This window comes from Amycolatopsis sp. NPDC104863 (assembly GCF_055582965.1).
Window position 1 is genome coordinate 2,041,899 of record NZ_JBVJOW010000001.1, and the last position, 16,572, is coordinate 2,058,470.

The 16,572-nt window shown below is 70.8% G+C and carries 13 protein-coding genes; 5 read left to right on the plus strand and 8 right to left on the minus strand.

All coding sequences use genetic code 11. The annotated features are described in order from the left end of the window. The first annotated feature begins 35 nt into the window (after positions 1–35). Complete coding sequence (locus ACZ63J_RS09085; protein ID WP_465398736.1) at positions 36–791, plus strand: class I SAM-dependent methyltransferase; 756 nt, start codon at positions 36–38, stop codon at positions 789–791. Positions 792–1,036: 245 nt separating this feature from the next. Continuing rightward, a complete protein-coding gene (locus tag ACZ63J_RS09090; RefSeq protein ID WP_465398737.1) occupies positions 1,037–1,927 on the plus strand; it encodes a YncE family protein in 891 nt (296 codons plus the stop codon). Positions 1,928–1,931: 4 nt separating this feature from the next. Here the strand turns inward: ACZ63J_RS09090 and ACZ63J_RS09095 are convergent, their stop codons facing one another. The 4 genes from ACZ63J_RS09095 to ACZ63J_RS09110 form a co-directional block, all read right to left on the minus strand. Beyond that, positions 1,932–2,423 carry an SRPBCC family protein gene (locus tag ACZ63J_RS09095; protein ID WP_465398738.1) on the minus strand — a complete coding sequence of 164 codons (492 nt, stop codon included), beginning with the start codon at positions 2,421–2,423 and terminating at the stop codon, positions 1,932–1,934. Continuing rightward, positions 2,420–3,070: an SRPBCC family protein gene (locus tag ACZ63J_RS09100; protein WP_465398739.1), complete on the minus strand. Its 651-nt coding sequence runs from the start codon at positions 3,068–3,070 to the stop codon at positions 2,420–2,422. The genes ACZ63J_RS09095 and ACZ63J_RS09100 overlap by 4 nt, the downstream gene beginning before the upstream one ends. Before the next feature lies 1 nt (position 3,071). After that, the gene (locus ACZ63J_RS09105; protein ID WP_465398740.1) at positions 3,072–3,425 is read right to left on the minus strand and encodes an ArsR/SmtB family transcription factor; all 354 of its coding nucleotides are present in this window, start codon (positions 3,423–3,425) and stop codon (positions 3,072–3,074) included. An 89-nt stretch (positions 3,426–3,514) separates the two neighbouring features. Beyond that, the gene (locus tag ACZ63J_RS09110) at positions 3,515–4,306 is read right to left on the minus strand and encodes a hypothetical protein (protein ID WP_465398741.1); all 792 of its coding nucleotides are present in this window, start codon (positions 4,304–4,306) and stop codon (positions 3,515–3,517) included. Positions 4,307–4,531: 225 nt separating this feature from the next. On the opposite strand from ACZ63J_RS09110, the gene ACZ63J_RS09115 reads away from it, so the two are divergent. Beyond that, positions 4,532–6,043 (plus strand): FAD-dependent oxidoreductase, encoded by a 1,512-nt coding sequence (locus ACZ63J_RS09115; protein WP_465398742.1) that lies wholly within the window; start codon positions 4,532–4,534, stop codon positions 6,041–6,043. Positions 6,044–6,055: 12 nt separating this feature from the next. On the opposite strand, the gene ACZ63J_RS09120 is transcribed toward ACZ63J_RS09115, so the two are convergent. Then, positions 6,056–7,177, minus strand: coding sequence for an FAD-dependent oxidoreductase (locus ACZ63J_RS09120; protein ID WP_465398743.1), 1,122 nt, complete (start codon positions 7,175–7,177; stop codon positions 6,056–6,058). 96 nt (positions 7,178–7,273) lie between these two features. On the opposite strand from ACZ63J_RS09120, the gene ACZ63J_RS09125 reads away from it, so the two are divergent. Together ACZ63J_RS09125 and ACZ63J_RS09130 are read left to right on the plus strand one after the other, a co-directional pair. Next, positions 7,274–7,981 (plus strand): TetR/AcrR family transcriptional regulator, encoded by a 708-nt coding sequence (locus ACZ63J_RS09125; RefSeq protein ID WP_465398744.1) that lies wholly within the window; start codon positions 7,274–7,276, stop codon positions 7,979–7,981. A 135-nt stretch (positions 7,982–8,116) separates the two neighbouring features. After that, positions 8,117–8,725 carry a helix-turn-helix transcriptional regulator gene (locus ACZ63J_RS09130; protein WP_465336987.1) on the plus strand — a complete coding sequence of 203 codons (609 nt, stop codon included), beginning with the start codon at positions 8,117–8,119 and terminating at the stop codon, positions 8,723–8,725. A gap of 8 nt (positions 8,726–8,733) precedes the next feature. Here ACZ63J_RS09130 and ACZ63J_RS09135 read toward each other — a convergent pair whose 3' ends face one another. Genes ACZ63J_RS09135 through ACZ63J_RS09145 form a run of 3 tightly spaced genes read right to left on the minus strand, consistent with a single transcriptional unit; the run spans position 8,734 to position 16,370 of the window. Further along, positions 8,734–9,174, minus strand: coding sequence for a hypothetical protein (locus tag ACZ63J_RS09135; protein WP_465312548.1), 441 nt, complete (start codon positions 9,172–9,174; stop codon positions 8,734–8,736). A gap of 40 nt (positions 9,175–9,214) precedes the next feature. Beyond that, complete coding sequence (locus ACZ63J_RS09140) at positions 9,215–9,772, minus strand: hypothetical protein (protein WP_465398745.1); 558 nt, start codon at positions 9,770–9,772, stop codon at positions 9,215–9,217. Between the two features lie 22 nt (positions 9,773–9,794). Further along, positions 9,795–16,370: an RHS repeat-associated core domain-containing protein gene (locus ACZ63J_RS09145; protein WP_465398747.1), complete on the minus strand. Its 6,576-nt coding sequence runs from the start codon at positions 16,368–16,370 to the stop codon at positions 9,795–9,797. Positions 16,371–16,572 lie beyond the last annotated feature (202 nt).

A 16,572-nucleotide genomic window follows, 5' to 3' on the forward strand; every position in this document is an offset into this window, starting at 1 on the left:
TACCGCGAGTTTGCCGCGTGACGGAGGTAGTAGTCGTGACGGACTATGACGTGCTTGCCGAGGTGTACGAATGGCTCATCTCGGAGGCAAAGTTGCCTCCGGCCGAGTTCGCTGCGTCGTTCGACGACGTCCTCGATCTCCTGCCGTCGAACGCTCACGTCCTCGACTGTTCGTGCGGAACCGGACAGCTGGCGGTCGGCCTCGCCGGTCGTGGCCTGCAGGTCGTCGCAACCGACGCCAGCGAGGCGATGGTTCGTCGGACCGCACAGTTGTCCGAGGAGTTCGGGGCCTCCGTCCGGGCCGTGCGGGCGAACTGGGAAGAGTTGCCCGACCACTTCCAGGACAACACGTTCGACATGGTGTTCTGCGTCGGCAACTCGCTCCACCATGCCGCGGGCGCGACCGGCCGAGGTGCTGCTCTGGAGTCGATGTCACGGCTTCTGCGCCCCGGCGGGCGCTTGGTGCTCACATCCCGCACTTGGGAACTCGTGAGGGCCCGGGGTTCCCGGCTGGACATCGGTGACCGGCTCGTCCGCCGGAACGGTCGCGATGCCGTCGTGGTTTACCGCTGGGAGATCGCGCCGCATTGGGAGGACGAGCACCACATCGAGATCGCGATCGCGCAAGTTGATGCGACCGGGTCGGTTCTTGTCCGCTCGGAACTGCTGTCCTGCTGGCCCTACCGGTACGAGGAATTCGAAGCCGAGCTGCAGCGGGTCGGACTCCAGAGGGAACTGAGCACATTCGATCTCGAGGCCGAGAACTACATGGTGGTCGCGAGAAAGGTGTGAACACCGGACTCGAGTCGTCAACGCGTGGTCGTGACACGGTCATCGATCTGCCGGGTACTCCGATGAGTCCAGCTAGACTGCGCCATGTGGAGCCTGTGGGGAGCACCCGGATGAGTCGGCGTCGTCTGCTGCAACTGGCCGCCCTGGGCACACTGGCGACCAGTGCTTGCTCGGCAGGTGGCGACCCGGCTCCACCGCCTGGTCCCCGCCTCCCGAAGCCGGTGGCACAAATCCCACTCCCCTCCATGCCGGGCAACTTCCTCGTCGCGGCTCCGATGGTCGACCGCGTCTGCGTCGCTCTGGCTACGGGTGTCGCCGTCATCGACACGAACCGGGACGTCGTTGTCGGGTCCGTCTCGGGCGGCGGTCGGCTGGAGGCCCGGAGCCTGGCGGTCAGCCCGGACGGACGGGTGGGTTACCTGAGCTACTTCACCGGTTCCGAGTTCCGGATGCTGGTGTTCGACCCGCGGTCGGCCCGGGCGCTGACCACCGTGCCGATCGACGGCGGCGACACCATCACCATGTCCCCGGACGGACGCCTCGCTTACCTGATCGGTCCCGGAAACGGCGGAAGCTCGGGCGCTGTCCACGTGGTCGACACCACGAGCCACACGGTCGTCACCACCATCTCGACCGGTGCCCCGCGGCCATCCCTGAGAGGCCTGGCGGTCAGCCCGGACGGACGAGCCTTATACACGCTCGAAGGCGGCCAGCCGGCCCAGATAGCGGGCAGCGCCCCGGCTCCTGTCGCGCTTTCGGTGATCGACACCGGAACCAGGGGCGTGACGAAGAGGGTCGAGTTGACCGGCGACCGGCGACACGTCGTCCTGTCACCCGACGGCGCACGCGCCTACCTCCCCGACCTCCTCACCAACGTGGTCACGGTCGTGGACACTTCAACGCTCACCGCGGTCGGGTCCATCGACGTCGGCAACCGGATCGAGTTCCTCGGCGCGTCGCCCGACGGCCGGTACCTCTACGTCACGGGCGGTCCGTTGAGGGTCGCCGACCTCACCACGAACGCCGTGGTGGGGAGCGTTCCCGCCGCGTTGACAGTCAGCGAGGTCGCCTTCAGCAGAAGCGGCAAGGCCTACGTCGTGGGCGATCGCGCGCTCCAGGTGCTCTCCACCGAGTGACAGGTCAGTTCGTCCCTTGGCGGACGTCCGTCCCCTGTTCGGCGAACGCCTTGAAGTCCTGCATGTGCTGCCGCGACTGCTTCCGGAAGGCGCCGGGCACCAGACGCCCCATCAGCCGCATCGGCAACCCGTCGAACCGGAACTCGCTTTCGCTCTCCCACAGCGTCGTGCCCGGACCGGCGTCGATGATCCGGTCGCGCTGGGCCTGCCACATCCCCTCGCCGACGATCTCGCGGTCGTAGTGCACCACGACCGAACGGGGAACCGCGTGCAGGTCTGCAGGTTCCAGGCGCGTGATGGTCTCGGTGGCCTCCATCCTCCGCTTCCCCGTTTGAAATACGACTCGCGACGTGGTGCCGACCTGGCCGTGCACGCCGTTCACCGGCTCGTGCAGGACCAGGCCGCGCAGCCACTTCGGCAGGTGCGCCGGGTCGGCGATCAGCTGGACCACCTTCTCGCGGGGCAGGGCGATCTCGATCGAGGTGGTGTACTTCATCGCGCGTTCCCTTCGGGCGCGTAGAACGCGGTGGTGGCGGCTACCGCGGCCGTCACGTGATCCGGATCGCCGCCGGCGGCCAGGTGCGCTTCGCCCCATGCCGCGGCGCTGCGCCGAGCGAACTCGCGTCCCTCGGGCAAGGTCCGGAACTCCTCGTCGTCCAGGGTCTCGCCGTCGGCCAGGAACCGGGCCAGGGTGAGGAGATGCAGGTCCCAGCCCACACCGCCGGCACCGGGGCCGTAGGTGGGGAACAGGGGCTCCCCGACGGCTGCCGCGTGGACCAGTTCGAGCTCGGTGTCCCCGGCCGGGCCCGGGGACAGGCGTACCTCGACCTCGCTCGTACCCGGCCACTCGTCGGCGTCCGGTCCGAAGAGCCAGGACACCCGCAGCCGCCGCGGCGGGTCGCACCGGAGGATTTCGCCGTGCTCACCGCCGTCCAGCACGAACGACCCGCCGAGCCGCAGGTCCCCGGTGACCGGCTTCAACCAGCGGCCCAGTCTCTCGGGGTCGGTGATGGCGTCCCACACGTCGTCGACCGGCGCGTCGTAGCGACGCCGCAGCTCGATGGTGTACGCGTCGCCGGCGGGCAGGGTCGATGTGCCCATCGCCCGGCGGGCAGCGGCCAGTTCGTCGAGCACGTCCTTCATGTCATGGTCCTTTCTCGCCGGCACCCGGGGTCCGGGATGCGCGTCTGCCGCGGGCCAGCTCGGTTCCCAGGGCATCGAGCCGCTGATCCCAGAACCCGCGAAACCGGTCCAACCACACGTCAACCTCCCTCAGCGGCGAGGGATCGACGGCGTAGAACCGGCGAGCCCCCTCAGCCCGGACCGACGCGAATCCGCTCTCACGCAGAACGCGCAGATGCTGCGAGACAGCCGGCTGCGACAGCGTGAACTCGGCCCGGATCACCTCCGTGATCGCGCCCGAGGTCTGCTCACCGTCGGCGAGCAGCTCGAGAATGCGCCGGCGCACCGGGTCACCGAGGATGTCGAACGCCTGCACGACCCGGATCGTGCCACATCTGCCTTATATAAGCCAGGGCTGGTACTCGGGCCGCCATCGACATCCGATCTGATCCCGGCCGTGCGGGACTACGCCGGGTTCTCCGCGACGGCGAGATAGTCCGTGTAGATCTGTGGTGAGCCGGAAAACGAGGCCAGCTGCTTCCACTCCTCGTACATCTGCTTGGTGTCACGATGGGCGGACGCGAACTCCGCGGCCTCGCCGGTGGCGATGTCGGGCTCGGGGTAGAACACGTCCAGCGCCTCCAGGCTCGCGATCTCCATCATCATCACGTACTGGTCGAGGCGGTTGCCCCGCTCGCCCTTGAGCACGTGGAACCGCCAGTCCGGGTAGTCGTCGATGCGGTGGTGGTTCTCGGCGATGAAGCGGTCGAACATCTCCGCGGTCACGCCGGCGCGCAACGCCAGGTTGTGGATCCCGACGACCCGGGCGACGGGCTCCTCCCCCGGGCGGTCGCGGTAGCGGGGGCCGGGCGTGACCGTGCTCCGCGGGTTGTCGGCCAGCAGCCGGTAGTCGGTGAACAACGTCGGCAGCTCGGCGAACGTGCCCAGCCGCCGCCACCGCGCCAGCACCGCCTCGGCCTCCGGGTGCCGCTCCCAGAACAGCCGGGCCTGCTCGGTCTGCTCACCGCGGGCCGTAACGTAGCGGTCGCGCTGCTCGGCGCTCTCGATCTCGTACAACATCAGGTACTGCCCGGTCCGCTCCCCCCGCAACCCGCGCAGCAGAGTCCACCGCCACCCCGGGTACAAGGGCAGGTGAACGCCTTCGGCACGCACGAAGGTCTCGAACTCTTCCGGCGTGACACCGGCCTCGGTGTCGATGGCGATGTACTGGAAGGTGAACACCGACGAGCGTCCCATTGCGCGTCCAATCCTCGAGTCGGAAGGGATCGCGCGTCCGACGAGCACGACTCCCCGCACCACATCCTGCCCGCTCCGGCGCAACGGGGCCCGCGAGCCCTCCGTGAAGATCAACGAGCGCTGTGCGCGCTTGACACCCCCGTGCCAGCGCCGTGTGCGCGCCCTGAGCGCGGCCCGCCGCAGCCTGAACCGGTCGCCGAGATCCGGCTGCGGAAGGGGATTCTCATGCATGACGTGGTGATCGTGGGCGCCGGGCCCGTCGGGCTGTTCCTGGCCTGCGAACTGGGCCTCGCGGGCTGCTCGGTCCTGGTTCTCGAGCGGGAGCCGGAGCCCGGCGCGCCGTGGCGGACGGCCCCGCTCGGGCGGCGCGGCCTGTTCGCCGCTTCCGTCGCGGCGTTCCACCGGCGCGGGCTGCTGGAGCCGCTGCTGACCGAGGCCGGCCCCGCGTTCGGCGCCGCCGAAGACGACGATCCGGCTCGGCCGCGGTTCGCGGGGCACTTCGCCGGGATCGTGCTCGACGCGGCCGACGTCGACGTCGCCGCCCTGCCGTTCCGGCTGCCCGGCTCGGTGCCGGACGCCGTCATGACCAGCCTCGACACGGTCGAGGCGGTGCTGTCCGAGCGGGCGGCCAAGCTCGGGGTCGAGATCCGCCGCGGGGTCGCCGTGGACGGTCTCACCCAGGACGACGGGCACGTCGTCGTGCGCGCCGGCGCACGGGAGTACCCGGCGCGCTGGGCCGTCGGCTGCGACGGTGGGCGCAGCGCGGTGCGCAGGCTCGCGTGCTTCGAGTTCACCGGCACCGAGCCGCAGTTCACCGGGTACGTCGCCCTCGCCACCATCCCCGACGTCGAAAAGCTGAACCCGGGGTTCACCCCGACGCCGCGCGGCATGTACATCCGCATGGCGGCGGAGGGGCACATCGGCGTGATGGACTTCGACGGCGGCGCGTTCGACCGCTCGCGGGAGGTCACCCGCGAACACCTCCAGGAAGTGCTGCGGCGCGTCTCCGGCACCGACGTGACGCTGACGGAGGTCCACCTCGCCTCGAGCTACACCGACCGCGCGATGCAGGCGACGACCTACCGGCGGGGCCGCGTCCTGCTCGCCGGCGACGCCGCGCACATCGTTTCGCCCCTCGGCGGGCAGGGGCTCAACACCGGCATCGGCGACGCCGCCAACCTGGGCTGGAAGCTCGCGGCGACCCTGCACGGCCAGGCCCCGGACGGGCTGCTCGACACCTACACCCGCGAGCGCCACCCGGTCGGCGCCTGGGCGCTCGACTGGACGCGGGCCCAGGTGGCGTCGATGCGGCCGGATCCGCACGCCCAGGCCGTCCAGAGCGTGCTGCGCGACCTGCTCCGGACCCGGAACGGGACGACCTACGTGTTCGAGAAGCTTTCCGGCATGTCGGCCCGCCACGACCTCGGCGACGACCGGCCGCTGGTCGGCCGCGTCGCGCCGGACTTCCGGCTGGACGACGGCACGAGCCTCGCCGACCTGATGCGGGACGGCCGCGGCGCCGTGCTCGACTTCAGCCCCGATCAGGACCTGCGTGCTTCCGCGGCGGGGTGGGAAAGCGAGCTGCGGTACGCCGCGGGCACCGCGGAAAACGACCTCGGCCTCGGCGCGGTCCTGGTCCGCCCCGACGGGGTCGTCGTCTGGACCGGAGAGCACGTGCCCGATCGCGGCTCCTTCGAACGCGCCGCCCGGCGCTGGTTCGGCGACACGAGCGTCTGATGTGGCCCCTTCCTAGCGACTTGCTTCAGGGACGAAGGCGGGCAGCTTCTCGAGACTGCTGCGCACGGCTTCGGCGCCGTACTCGAACATCTGCCGCTCGTAGCCGTCGACCGCGTCGAGCAGGTCCTGGCGGCCTTCGCCGGCCTCGATGAGGCAGCGGCGCAGCAGGTCGGCGTCGCGCAGTGCGGTGTTCGCGCCGTTGCCGCCGGTCGGGGACGTCGCGTGGATCGCGTCGCCGAGCAGGGTGACCGGTCCGGGCGCCCAGCGCGCTCCGGGCCGGACCACCCGGATGGACAGCAGCGTGCTGTTGTCCGGGTCGGCCTGTTCGATCAGTGCCCGCAGCTCCGGGTGCCAACCGTCCACATGGGACAGCACGGCGTCCTGCGCGGTCAGGTCGGCCGACGAGCCGTCCGGCGGCAGGATCATGGCCCAGCGCACGTAGTCGCCGATGTCGGGCAGCGTGACTTCGGGGGCCAGGTGCTCGGCGGCCAGCTTCGGCGGAGTCCGGAAGCGCATCGCGCCGAGCAGCAGGCTGACGCCGTCACCGGTGATCTTCGAACCGTAGGCCTTGGCCAGGGTGGCGAACTCGCCGGTCAGCGGGGTGCGGCCGATGACGAACCGGACGCCGGTGTCGGCCGGGGTGGTCTGCGGCGAAAGCACGCCGCGGACCGCGGAGTTGACGCCGTCGGCCCCGACGAGCAGGTCGGCGGTGGCCGGGCCGCGGCGGGCGAACCGGGCTCGGACGGTGCCGTCGGCGAGGGTGTCGTAGCCGGTCAACGCGGCGTCGGTGTGCACGGTGAGGCCGGTGGTCAGCAGGTGACGCAGCACCTGCCGGTCGACCACGAGGCCGGTCCGGCCCGCGCCGAGTCTGCCGATCTCGTTCAGCTGCGGGTCCAGGATCAGCTGCTCCGCGGTGGCCTCCATGACGATCTCGTCCAGCAGCGCGTGCCAGCGCGCCGGCAGGCAGTCGCGCACCGCTTGGAAACCGGCGGGGTTCAGCACGAGCCGGTAGCCCTGGAACCGCGCCGCGATCTCCGGGTCACGCTCGAACACGTCGGCGTCGATCCCGGCGCCACGCAGACCCTGCGCGAGAGCCAGTCCTCCCAGGCCGGCCCCGACAACGGACACTCGCATCCGGCTACCTCCAGACGATCGGAACGAACTTAGTTCGCTATGACGATCTAAGTTCTATCCGACGAACTAAGATCGTGTCAAGCTATAGTGACGGCCATGCCCGCCGAGCCCCGCCAGCGCCGGAAGCCGATCACCGTCGACCGGATCACCGACGCAGCCCTGGAAGTCGTGGCCACCGAGGGGTACGACGCGCTGACCATCCGCCGGGTCGCCGCCGTGCTCGGCACGGGTCCGTCGTCGCTGTACGCGCACATCGTCACCAAGGGTGACATCGACGACCTGCTGATCGGCAGGCTCTACGCCGAGGTGGTGCTCCCCCGACCGGACCCCGCTTCCTGGCGCGAGCAGCTGGTCGGCGTGTACACGCAGATCCGCGACCTGTACCTGCGGTACCCCGGGGTCTCGCGCGCGGCGCTGGCGATGGTGCCGACGCACCCGGAAACGCTGCGGGTCGGCGAAGGGATCCTGGCGATCCTGCTCGCCGCCGGCATCGAGCCGAGGACGGCCGGCTGGGCCCGCGACGCGCTGTCCCTCTACGTCAGCGCGTACGCCCTGGAGCGGTCACTGGTCGAGCACCGACGGCGGCACCAGGACCAGGAATGGGTGCTCGGCCCCGAGGAGCTGCTGGACCACTTCTCCGCACTGCCCGCCGAGAGGTTCCCGCACACGCGACGCCATGCAGCGGAGCTGATCTCCGGTACCGGGGACGACCGCTTCCGGTTCGCCCTCGGCCGGCTCATGGACAACCTGCGGCCGGAAGTCGGTGCGCCGTCCGGGAAGCCGCGACAGCGTTCGTCCACATAGGCCCGGACGCCGACAGGCTTCCACTTGATCCACCTTCACCCTCAAGGGTGAATACGGCGCGGGGTATCGGCACGTAGAGTTCCGTCACCGTGATCAAGTAAACAGACCTTAAAGCGCGAACCCCTGCGAGCCGCCATGAAGCACGCCGTACTCATCGGCCCGGACAGCATCGATCGCGCGGCGATCGCGGCGCTCCTCGCCTGCACGTACGACTTCGACCCGCAGCGGGTGTTCGGCTTCGGGCAGCTCGCACTCGCCCGCGCCGCGCTCGACGCCGCCGACGGCCTGGTGTTCGTCCTCCACCCGAGGGAGGCCGACCGGCACCGCCCGCCGCCCTCGCCCCGGCCGGAATCGCACGGCAAGCGGCTGATCTTCCTCGTGTCGTCGTTGTCCAGCCAGGACGCGCAGGAGATCCTCACCCTGAAACCGCGCGGAGTGGTCTTCCTGCACGAGGGGGTCGACCGGCTGCACGACGTCATCACCACGGTCGGCAACGGACAGCGCGCCGTCAGCAGCAGCCTGACGCTGTCGGCCTGGGCGGTCAAGGAAAGCCCGCTGACTCCCCGGGAGCAGGAGGTCCTGACCGCGGCCGCCGCGGGCAGCCCGCCCAAGGAGATCGCCACCTCGCTCGGGCTGGCGCCCGGCACCATCCGCAACCACTTGACCGCGATCCAGACCAAGCTGCGCACCCGCTCGCTCGTCGACAGCATCCGCGTCGCGACCGACGCGGGCTGGCTCGGCTGACGCCCCGCTCAGCGGCGGCCGGCGGCCAAGATGACGAGGAACTGACCGCCGCCCGGCTCGACCGCGGCCGTCACCGGCAGGCCGGGCAGCAGCCGGGAGAACCGGTCCACCAGCCAGTCCGCTGCTTCCCGGGCGTCCTTTTCGGTCGGGCACCGGGCGACCATCTCGCGGCCGCCCTTGCGCTCCAGCCGGCCGGCGACCGTGCTCAGCGGCGCGGGTTCGACCACGTGCAGGCGGTCCGGCCAGGCGATGACCACCTTCACCGCGCCCTTGCGGGTGTTGCACCCGCGGTGCGCGAGCCGTTCGGCGATCTTGGCCTTGCGGTCCGCGGTGCGGCTGTCGACGCTGGGCCCGCGCGGATCGTTGACCGACATGTCCGGGTCGACGGGTTCGTCGCAGACCCAGCATCGCCAGCCGTCGCGTTCGGCCACGTCGTCGAGGAGACTCACCCGAGCAAGCTAGCAGGAGACCGAGCGGTGGCCGAGACAGCTACCGGACGAGCGCGGTCAAGGCTTGGCGGAGGTCCGCCGGATGGCGGATCCAGAGGTCCACCGCGGTGCCCACGGAGGAGGTGAGCGTCAGGCAGCCCTGGTCTCCCGGGCCCCAAAGCGGGATGACCTCCGCTGTCCACGACCGGTCGAACGTCAGCGGGCCGACGCCACGGTCGCCGTCTGCTTTCCTCGGCTCCCAGCACAGTTCGCCGTCTCGGAGGGACAACCGGCCGAGCAGCTCACCCACCTCGTCGGCGCGGCGGGCGTGACGGCCGGGCGCCTTGGCGCCGAGGAGCTGGGCGACCTGCACCGGCAGCTGAGCCGACCACGACGGCGGCTGCCCCGCGGCCCGTCGCCGGCGCTCCGCACGGGTGTCCCGCCACGCGATCAGCGAGAACACCACGTACACCAGCGCGAGGAGGCCTAGCAGGGTAGCCGCCGCCGGGACCCAGCCGGTCTTGAGGCCCAGCAGGGCCGTCAACGCCGTGAGGTAACCGGCGCCGAGCACCGTGCGGGTGCGCCGCCTGCGTTCCCGGTCCCGGCCGTACCCGGTCATGCCCACGTCCGATCGGTTCGTGTCAGCAGACGATCGCCCGCCCCCCATAAGGAGAATACGTGCGCGGCGCGGGTGCGGCGGTGCCGCCACCACCGCCACCGCCGCCGGCGGACTCGTTCAGTCCCCAGACCGTGCCCGCGATGCCCGAGGTGAGCGAGTTCAGGTTGGCGAACATGCCCCACGAACCGGGCGCGAAGCCCCAATCCGCCCAGGTGCCGATCGCACCGAGCCCGGTCGACAGGATCCCCAGGCCGCATCCGATGCTGACCGGGTGCTGCCAGCACGTGACGCCGGTGCTCACGGCGCCGAGCGCGGTGGCGGTGACATCGGCGACCACGCCCACCGTCACCGCTCCCCCGATCAGGACGTCGCCGACGCCGAACGTCGCCAGGCCGAGGCCGACCGCGTCGACCGCGAGCCCCGCGTAACCGGCGTAGGTGCCGATGGTGCTCCAGGTGTCCGCGGACCAGCTGAACGGGTTCCACCAGCTCAGTCCGGTGATGTCGGTCAGGTTGAGCGGGTTGTCGGAGGTGTAGGCGTACGGCGCGTGCGTCTGGTCGACCTTCGGGTCCACCGTCAGGAAGAGCGCCGTCGCCGGGTCGTAGTAGCGGGCCCGCAGGTACACCAGACCGGACTCCGCGTCGGCGAACTGCCCGGTGAACTGCAGCGGGGTGGCCGCCGCGCCGCCGTGGGCCGCCACGCCGTAAGGGGTGTAGGAGTAGGTGCCGGTCACCGCGCCCGAGGCGTCGAGCAGAGCCCGGGTCGACCCGACCTGGTCGTGCACGAACCACGCGGAACCGCTCGCGCCGAGCTGTTCGATCGGCGCGCCGCCGGGGCCGTACAGGTAGGCGTTCGTGCTGTCGGCGAGCAGGCCCGGGGTCTGCCCCGCGTCCCAGACGAACGTCGTCGTGGCGCCGCCGACGGTCTTCGCGACCCGGAGGCCGTCCCCGTCGTACCGGTAGGTCGCGCCGCCGGTCGCCGTCAGCCGTTCCGCCTGGTCGTAGGTGAACGTCGTCGAGCCCGCCGTCTTCCGGCCGCCCACGCCATCCGACGTGTACGTCGTCGCGCCGCCGGGAACCGTGCCGCAGGTGGGGTTCGCGACCGTGCCGGACGGCAGGGCCCAGCACAGCTGCCCGGCCGCGTCGAAGGCTTGGGTGGTGCCGCCCACCTTGGTCGGGTTGTCCGCCGCGTCCACGCCGTAGGTCGTCGCGCCTTCGGCGGCCAGCTGGTTCTTCGCGTTGTAGCCGTAGGTCTGCGACGCCGTCCCCGTCTGGCTGGACGCGAGCTGCCCCACCGGATCCCGTCCGAAGCTCATCGAGAACACCGTCGTGGCGCCGGTGACGGCCGACGTGGTGGCGAGCCTGGCCGCGTCGTCGTAGCCGTTGGTGACGGTGGTTCCGTTCGGGTAGGCCGTGGTCTTGACCCCGCCGTCGTTGTCGTACCCGAAGGTGGTCTTGTTCGTGTTCCAGTCCGTCACGGTCTTGAGCCGCTCGGCGTCGTCGAAGGTCCGGACCACTGCCGTGGCGCGGCCCGGGTACGTGATCGACGTCTGGTTGCCGTTGTCGTCGTAGCCGTACCCGGCCGTCGCTCCCGACCCCTGGGTCTGGGCGACGACCTCGCCGAAGGTGTCGTACGTCCAGGTCGAGCTCCCGGTGCCGTCGCTCATGGAGATCTTCCGGCCCGACGGGTCGTAGCCGAAGGTGACGCCCGGGGTGACTCCGTCCGAATAGGACACCGACGTCGTCCGGCCGGTCGCGTCGTAGCCGAAGGTGGTGACCCGGCCGGCCGGGTCGGTCGTGGTGAGCACGCGGCCCGCCGGATCCAGGTGCGACGTCGTGGCACGGTGATCCGGGTCGGTGCGTGAGCTCCGCCGGCCCTGTCCGTCGTAGCCGTAGGTGGTCTCGGCGTTCAGGCCGTCGAGGGTGTCGGCTACGGTTCCGTCGGTGTTGTAGTCGGTCACCTGGGTGCTGGTGTCGGCGTTCGTGGTCCTGATCGGCCGGCCGGCCGCGTCGTAGGTCCACGCCGTCGTGTGGTTGTTCGCGTCGGTGACCGACTTCTTGTTCGAGTCGGCGTCGTAGGCGGTGGTGCTTCGGCGTCCGAGCGGGTCGGTGGTCGATGTGACGTTGCCGTGGGCGTCGTGGCCGTAGGTCGTGCAGCCCTTGGCCGGCGGTGTGCAGCCGGGGACGACACCCGCGGCCGTGCCGTTGCCGTCCACCTGGGACGTCAGGAAACCGGTCCCGGTGTCGTAGCCGTACTGGGTCTTGTCCCCGGCCCCGTCGGTCTCCGACACCTTGTCGCCGAAGGCGTCGAACGCCGTCGTCGTGGTCTTGCCGTTCGGGTCGGTCACCCGGGTCCGGTCTCCGGGGTGGGCCGCGTCGTCGTAGAAGTACGTCGCCGTCCGCGCCGGCGCCGTGCCGAAGTTCCCGGTGGTGGACTCGACGACGTTGTTCGCCTTCGTCCGGGTGGTGGCGGTGAGGTCGTGGACTCCCGAGACACCCGACGGGACGTGGCCGGCCTGGTCGTACTGGTTCACCGTCGCGACGCCGCCGGGATCGATGGTCTCGAGGAGGTTCCCGGCGTCGTCGTACACGTAGTCGGTCGTGAAGCCGAGCGCGTCGGACTCCGACGTGCGGTTCCCGTGGTCGTCATAGGTGTAGGTGGTCAGGTCGCCGTCGGCGTCGGTCCGGGTGCTCACCCCGAGGGTCACCGGGTCGTAGGTGTACGCGGTGGTCCCGGCGTCCGGGGTGCCGTAGCCCTTCGTCTCCGAAACCAGCAGCCCGTTCTGGTACGAGTCGAGCGTTTTGTGCCCGGCCGGGTCGGTCACCAGGGTCTGGCCGGCGGCCAGGCCGCCGTCCGGGCCGTAGGTGAACGTCGTGGTGTGGTTGTCGGGGTCGGTCTGGGTCTTCACGCGTTCGTCGCTGTCGTACGTCATCGCGGTGACCGCGGTCGCGGGGCCGGCGAAGTTCGCCGGTGAGCGCATCGACGTCATCAGGTGGTTGCCGTCGTAGGCGTACCGGGCGTGGTCGTCGTCCAAGGTGGACGGTGTCCGGGTGGTGCCGGCGCCGTAGACGTCGGTGAGGTTTCCGGCGCCGTCGTAGCCGTAGGTGACTTTGCGGCCGGCGGAGTCGGTCAGCGCCGTGATGTGGTTCCCGGTCCAGGTCAGCGTGTAGCCGCGGTGCGCGGGGTCGGTGATGGTGGCCAGGTGGCCGGCCCCGTCGTAGGCGAGGGCCGTCTGGTAAGGCGGGGAAGCCTTGCTCCCGGCCAGGTCCGTCACGGCCGTCAGGCGCCCGCTCGCGACGTCGAAGGTGAAGACCTGGCTGCCGCGACGCGTGTAGACGTACGTGGTGCCGGACTTGACCAGTGTCGCGTCGTACCGCGGCGCCGACACCGTGTAGGCGCCGCCGGCGGCGACGAACGTGACCGCGGACCCGTCCTCTTGTTTCACCGTGACGTTCCCGGTGACGCCGTCGGTCGCGGAGGTGAGGTTGTAGGAGTCGGTCCAGCCCCAGCCGAACGGCCCGTCGGCGGCGAGTGCCTTGTTGGGCCCGTTGGGATCGGCGACGCTCTCGGCGTAGCTGCGCTTGAACTCCAGCGGCAGGCGGCCGGGTGTGCTGAGGTCGGTGAAGTCCTCGCCGAACGCACCGGTCGCCGTGTCGACCGGGTCGCCCGCGGTCCGCCGGCCACACCCGCACTGCACCCACGACGGGTTGGACCCCTTCGGCTCGTCCTGTACCCCGGGCGGGCCGCCGATGGGCTGGCCCGGTGTGCCGCCCTGCGGGACGAAGGCGACCGCGTCGAACGCCACGTCGAAGTCGGAGAAGCCGAACCCGCCCTGGTCCTGGGAGCTGCCGTTGTTGTTGAGGGTGACGTTGCCGCCGTTCTGCATGGCGAACGTGCCGATGGTCACCCACTGCTCGGAGTTCCAGGCCTGGTTGACCCGGATCTTCCACGGCGCGACACCACCGCCGGGGTTGATGGTGTAGACGACGTTCGTGGCTTCCGCGCCGAGGCCGGGAAGGTGCAGTTTCACCTTGTAGTACTGCAGTGACGGCAGGTTCGGCGTCCACACGCCGGTGTTGATCAGTGCCGGGTTCGCACCGTTCTCGGTGTGGGTGAACAGGACGCGGCCGCCGAGACCGGTGCCGAGCTGGTGGGTGTCGATCGCGCCGATCGGGTCACCCGCGGAGTTGGTGCCGTAGGTGTAGGTGAACGTGCCGTTGCTCGACCAGTTCGCGCTCCCGCAGCCTTGCAGGTTCAGCCGGTTCGGCTCGTCGTCGACGATGATCGAGCCGCTCGGCACCTTCGCCGTGTCCTGGTTGCAGGTGGGCGGGTTTTGCGTCGGGTTCGCGGGTTCACTTCCGCCCGAGACCGCATACGGGCTGGTCGCGCACGTCGTCGCGCAGCTGGGGATCCACGTCACCGGGTTGTGCCACCAGCACTGGAAGTCGTCGAGCATGCAGTGGCTGGCGCCGGGGGTCGTCGGGTTGGTGGCGTTCGGGTCGCACTGGTTGGCGGACAGCGAACACATCGCGGTGAACGGCGCGGGCTGCACCCAGTGCTGACCACCGTTGTAGGTCGGCTTCGCGTACGCCGCGCTGCCGTAGCGGATCAGCGGGCTCGCGGTCCAGCCGAGCACGCGTTCCTGGTACGGCCAGCTCGCCGGGTGCGCCGCGTCGGCGTAAGTGTCCTGCAGGTACGGGTCGCGGTTGGGCGGGTAGTCCAGGTTGGCCGGGTTGTTGGTCCAGCCCAGGCCCCACGTGCCGTGCGGACCGGTGCAGGACGGGCCGGGGGTGCAGCCGGTCGTGTTGCCGTTGGCCGCGTTCGGCTGGATGCCCGAGTTGTACGCCCACGCCGCGAAGTACCAGTTCTCCAGGTACCGCGGGTCGGCGTTGTTCGCGGTGATCCCGGCGGTGTAGAGCTGGTTCCAGGTGGTCTCGAGGATCTGCAGGCCGGCGGCGATGTTCTCCTGGTAGTCGACCGCGACCTTCCACTGGCCGTGCTCGGACAGCGAGTGGTCGCCGAGGTGCATGCCGTCGGTGACCTGGCTGATCCCGTAGCCGCAGTCGGACGCGGCGTAGTTGATCGAGACGATGTCGCCGCCCGCGCCGTAGTAGCTGGCGATCAGCGGGTCGCCCGCGGTGCCGGCCGGGGCGTGCCAGGAGGCCTGCGACCAGTTCGACTCCTGGGCCATGATGCCCTCGAAGATCGACCGGGGCACCGTGTTCGTGCCACCGGCCGGGTGCGACAGCGGGATCAGCGGGAAGTCGCTGTTCGGTGCGTAGGCGACCAGGCCCAGGTTGCCGAACCCGGCCGGGCGCGTGTACGCGCTGCCGGTCAGCAGGCCCTGCTCGGCCAGCTGGACGGCCCAGTTGACCTGCGCCGGGTTCGGCTGCATGACCTGGCGGTTGGCGTTCAGCGGCGGCACCGCGCACTTCGGCGTCTGCGCCTGCGCGGAGTTCGCGGTCGCCGGAGCCGCGTCGGCCTTCGGGCTCAACCGGTTGGCGTGCGGGGCCTGGGCGGGCTTCGGCGCGGCCGAATACGTGGGCACGGCGGTGGCGGCGGACTTGACGGCAGCCGGGAGGGCGGGGGCGAGCACCTTTCCGGTCTTCGTCGCCAGCAACGCGTGAGTGGGCTTCTGCCCGTCGGCGTCCGGGCCGAGCAGCGCGTCGCCGTCCAAAGAGGACGCTTCAGCGCCGTGCGCGAGCCCGCCGTCGCCGACGCTGCGCACGCCCGCCGCGGCCAGCGCTCCAGGCGCCGCCGGGGTCGCGCCGGACAGCACGGCGTGCCCGGCCCGGCCCTGGAACAGCTGCACCCGGCTCAGGTCGCCGGAGCCGAGCGGGGTGACGGCCCCGGCGTGCTCGTGTGCGGCGGTCGCGGTGTGCGTGCCGGGCTGGGTGTGCAGGAAGCTGACCCCACCGTCGGCGGCCGGGCGCACGTCGTAGACGTCGCCGGGTGCGGTGGCCACGACGACCGGATTCCCCTTGGCCGGCACGGAAACCACCCTGCTGCCCGCGACGCCGACGACGCCGGTGGCGGTCGGCACGGCGGAGGTGAGCTGCCCCGGCGTGGTCACGTCCGCGTCGATCCGGCCGGTGGTCAGGTTCGCCGTGAGCAGCCGGGTCTGCCCGTCGAGGGCGACGGTGAACACCGCCGCGTCGCCGGTGCCGCAGCCGGGCGAGTAGTACTTGAGGCCGACACCGCCGGCCAGCGGGCGCACGGCGCCGCTGCCGAGGTCGACGGAGTAGGCGAACGCGCCGTGGTCTCGCGCGGCCTGGGTGTTCACGGCCGAGCCGGGCAGGATCGCGACCGCGGCGTACTTCCCGTCGCCGGACACACACTGGTAGCCGGTCCACGAACCGTCGTCGAACCCGGCCGGGTGGAGGAGGGCGACCTCCTGCCACGCGAACCCGGCGGCCTCCCGGCCCAGTTCGAGGTGGTAGCCCTGCGCGTCGCCGTAGCCGTCGACCGTGACGTCGGCGGATTTCGCCGCGTCCGGACCGAAGTCCGCCGGTTTCGGCGGTACCGCGGACCGCGGCGGCGCCGGCGGTTTCGGCGTCGCTCCGACCACGGATGTGGTCGCGCCGAGCAACACGAGCACGCTGAGCAAAACCGTCAGAATTCGGAAACCGGAGACTCTTCGCGCACAACCGATCCCACCGGACACGGCAGATCCTCCCCCTGAGCGAGCGACGGCCGAATCATCGGTCGTCGGGGGGAAATGTAACCGCTCTCTCCACGGTGACCATCGGCCGTTGGAGTGATCTTAAGAACGGCGGACGGAGTATCAGGCATTACTATTT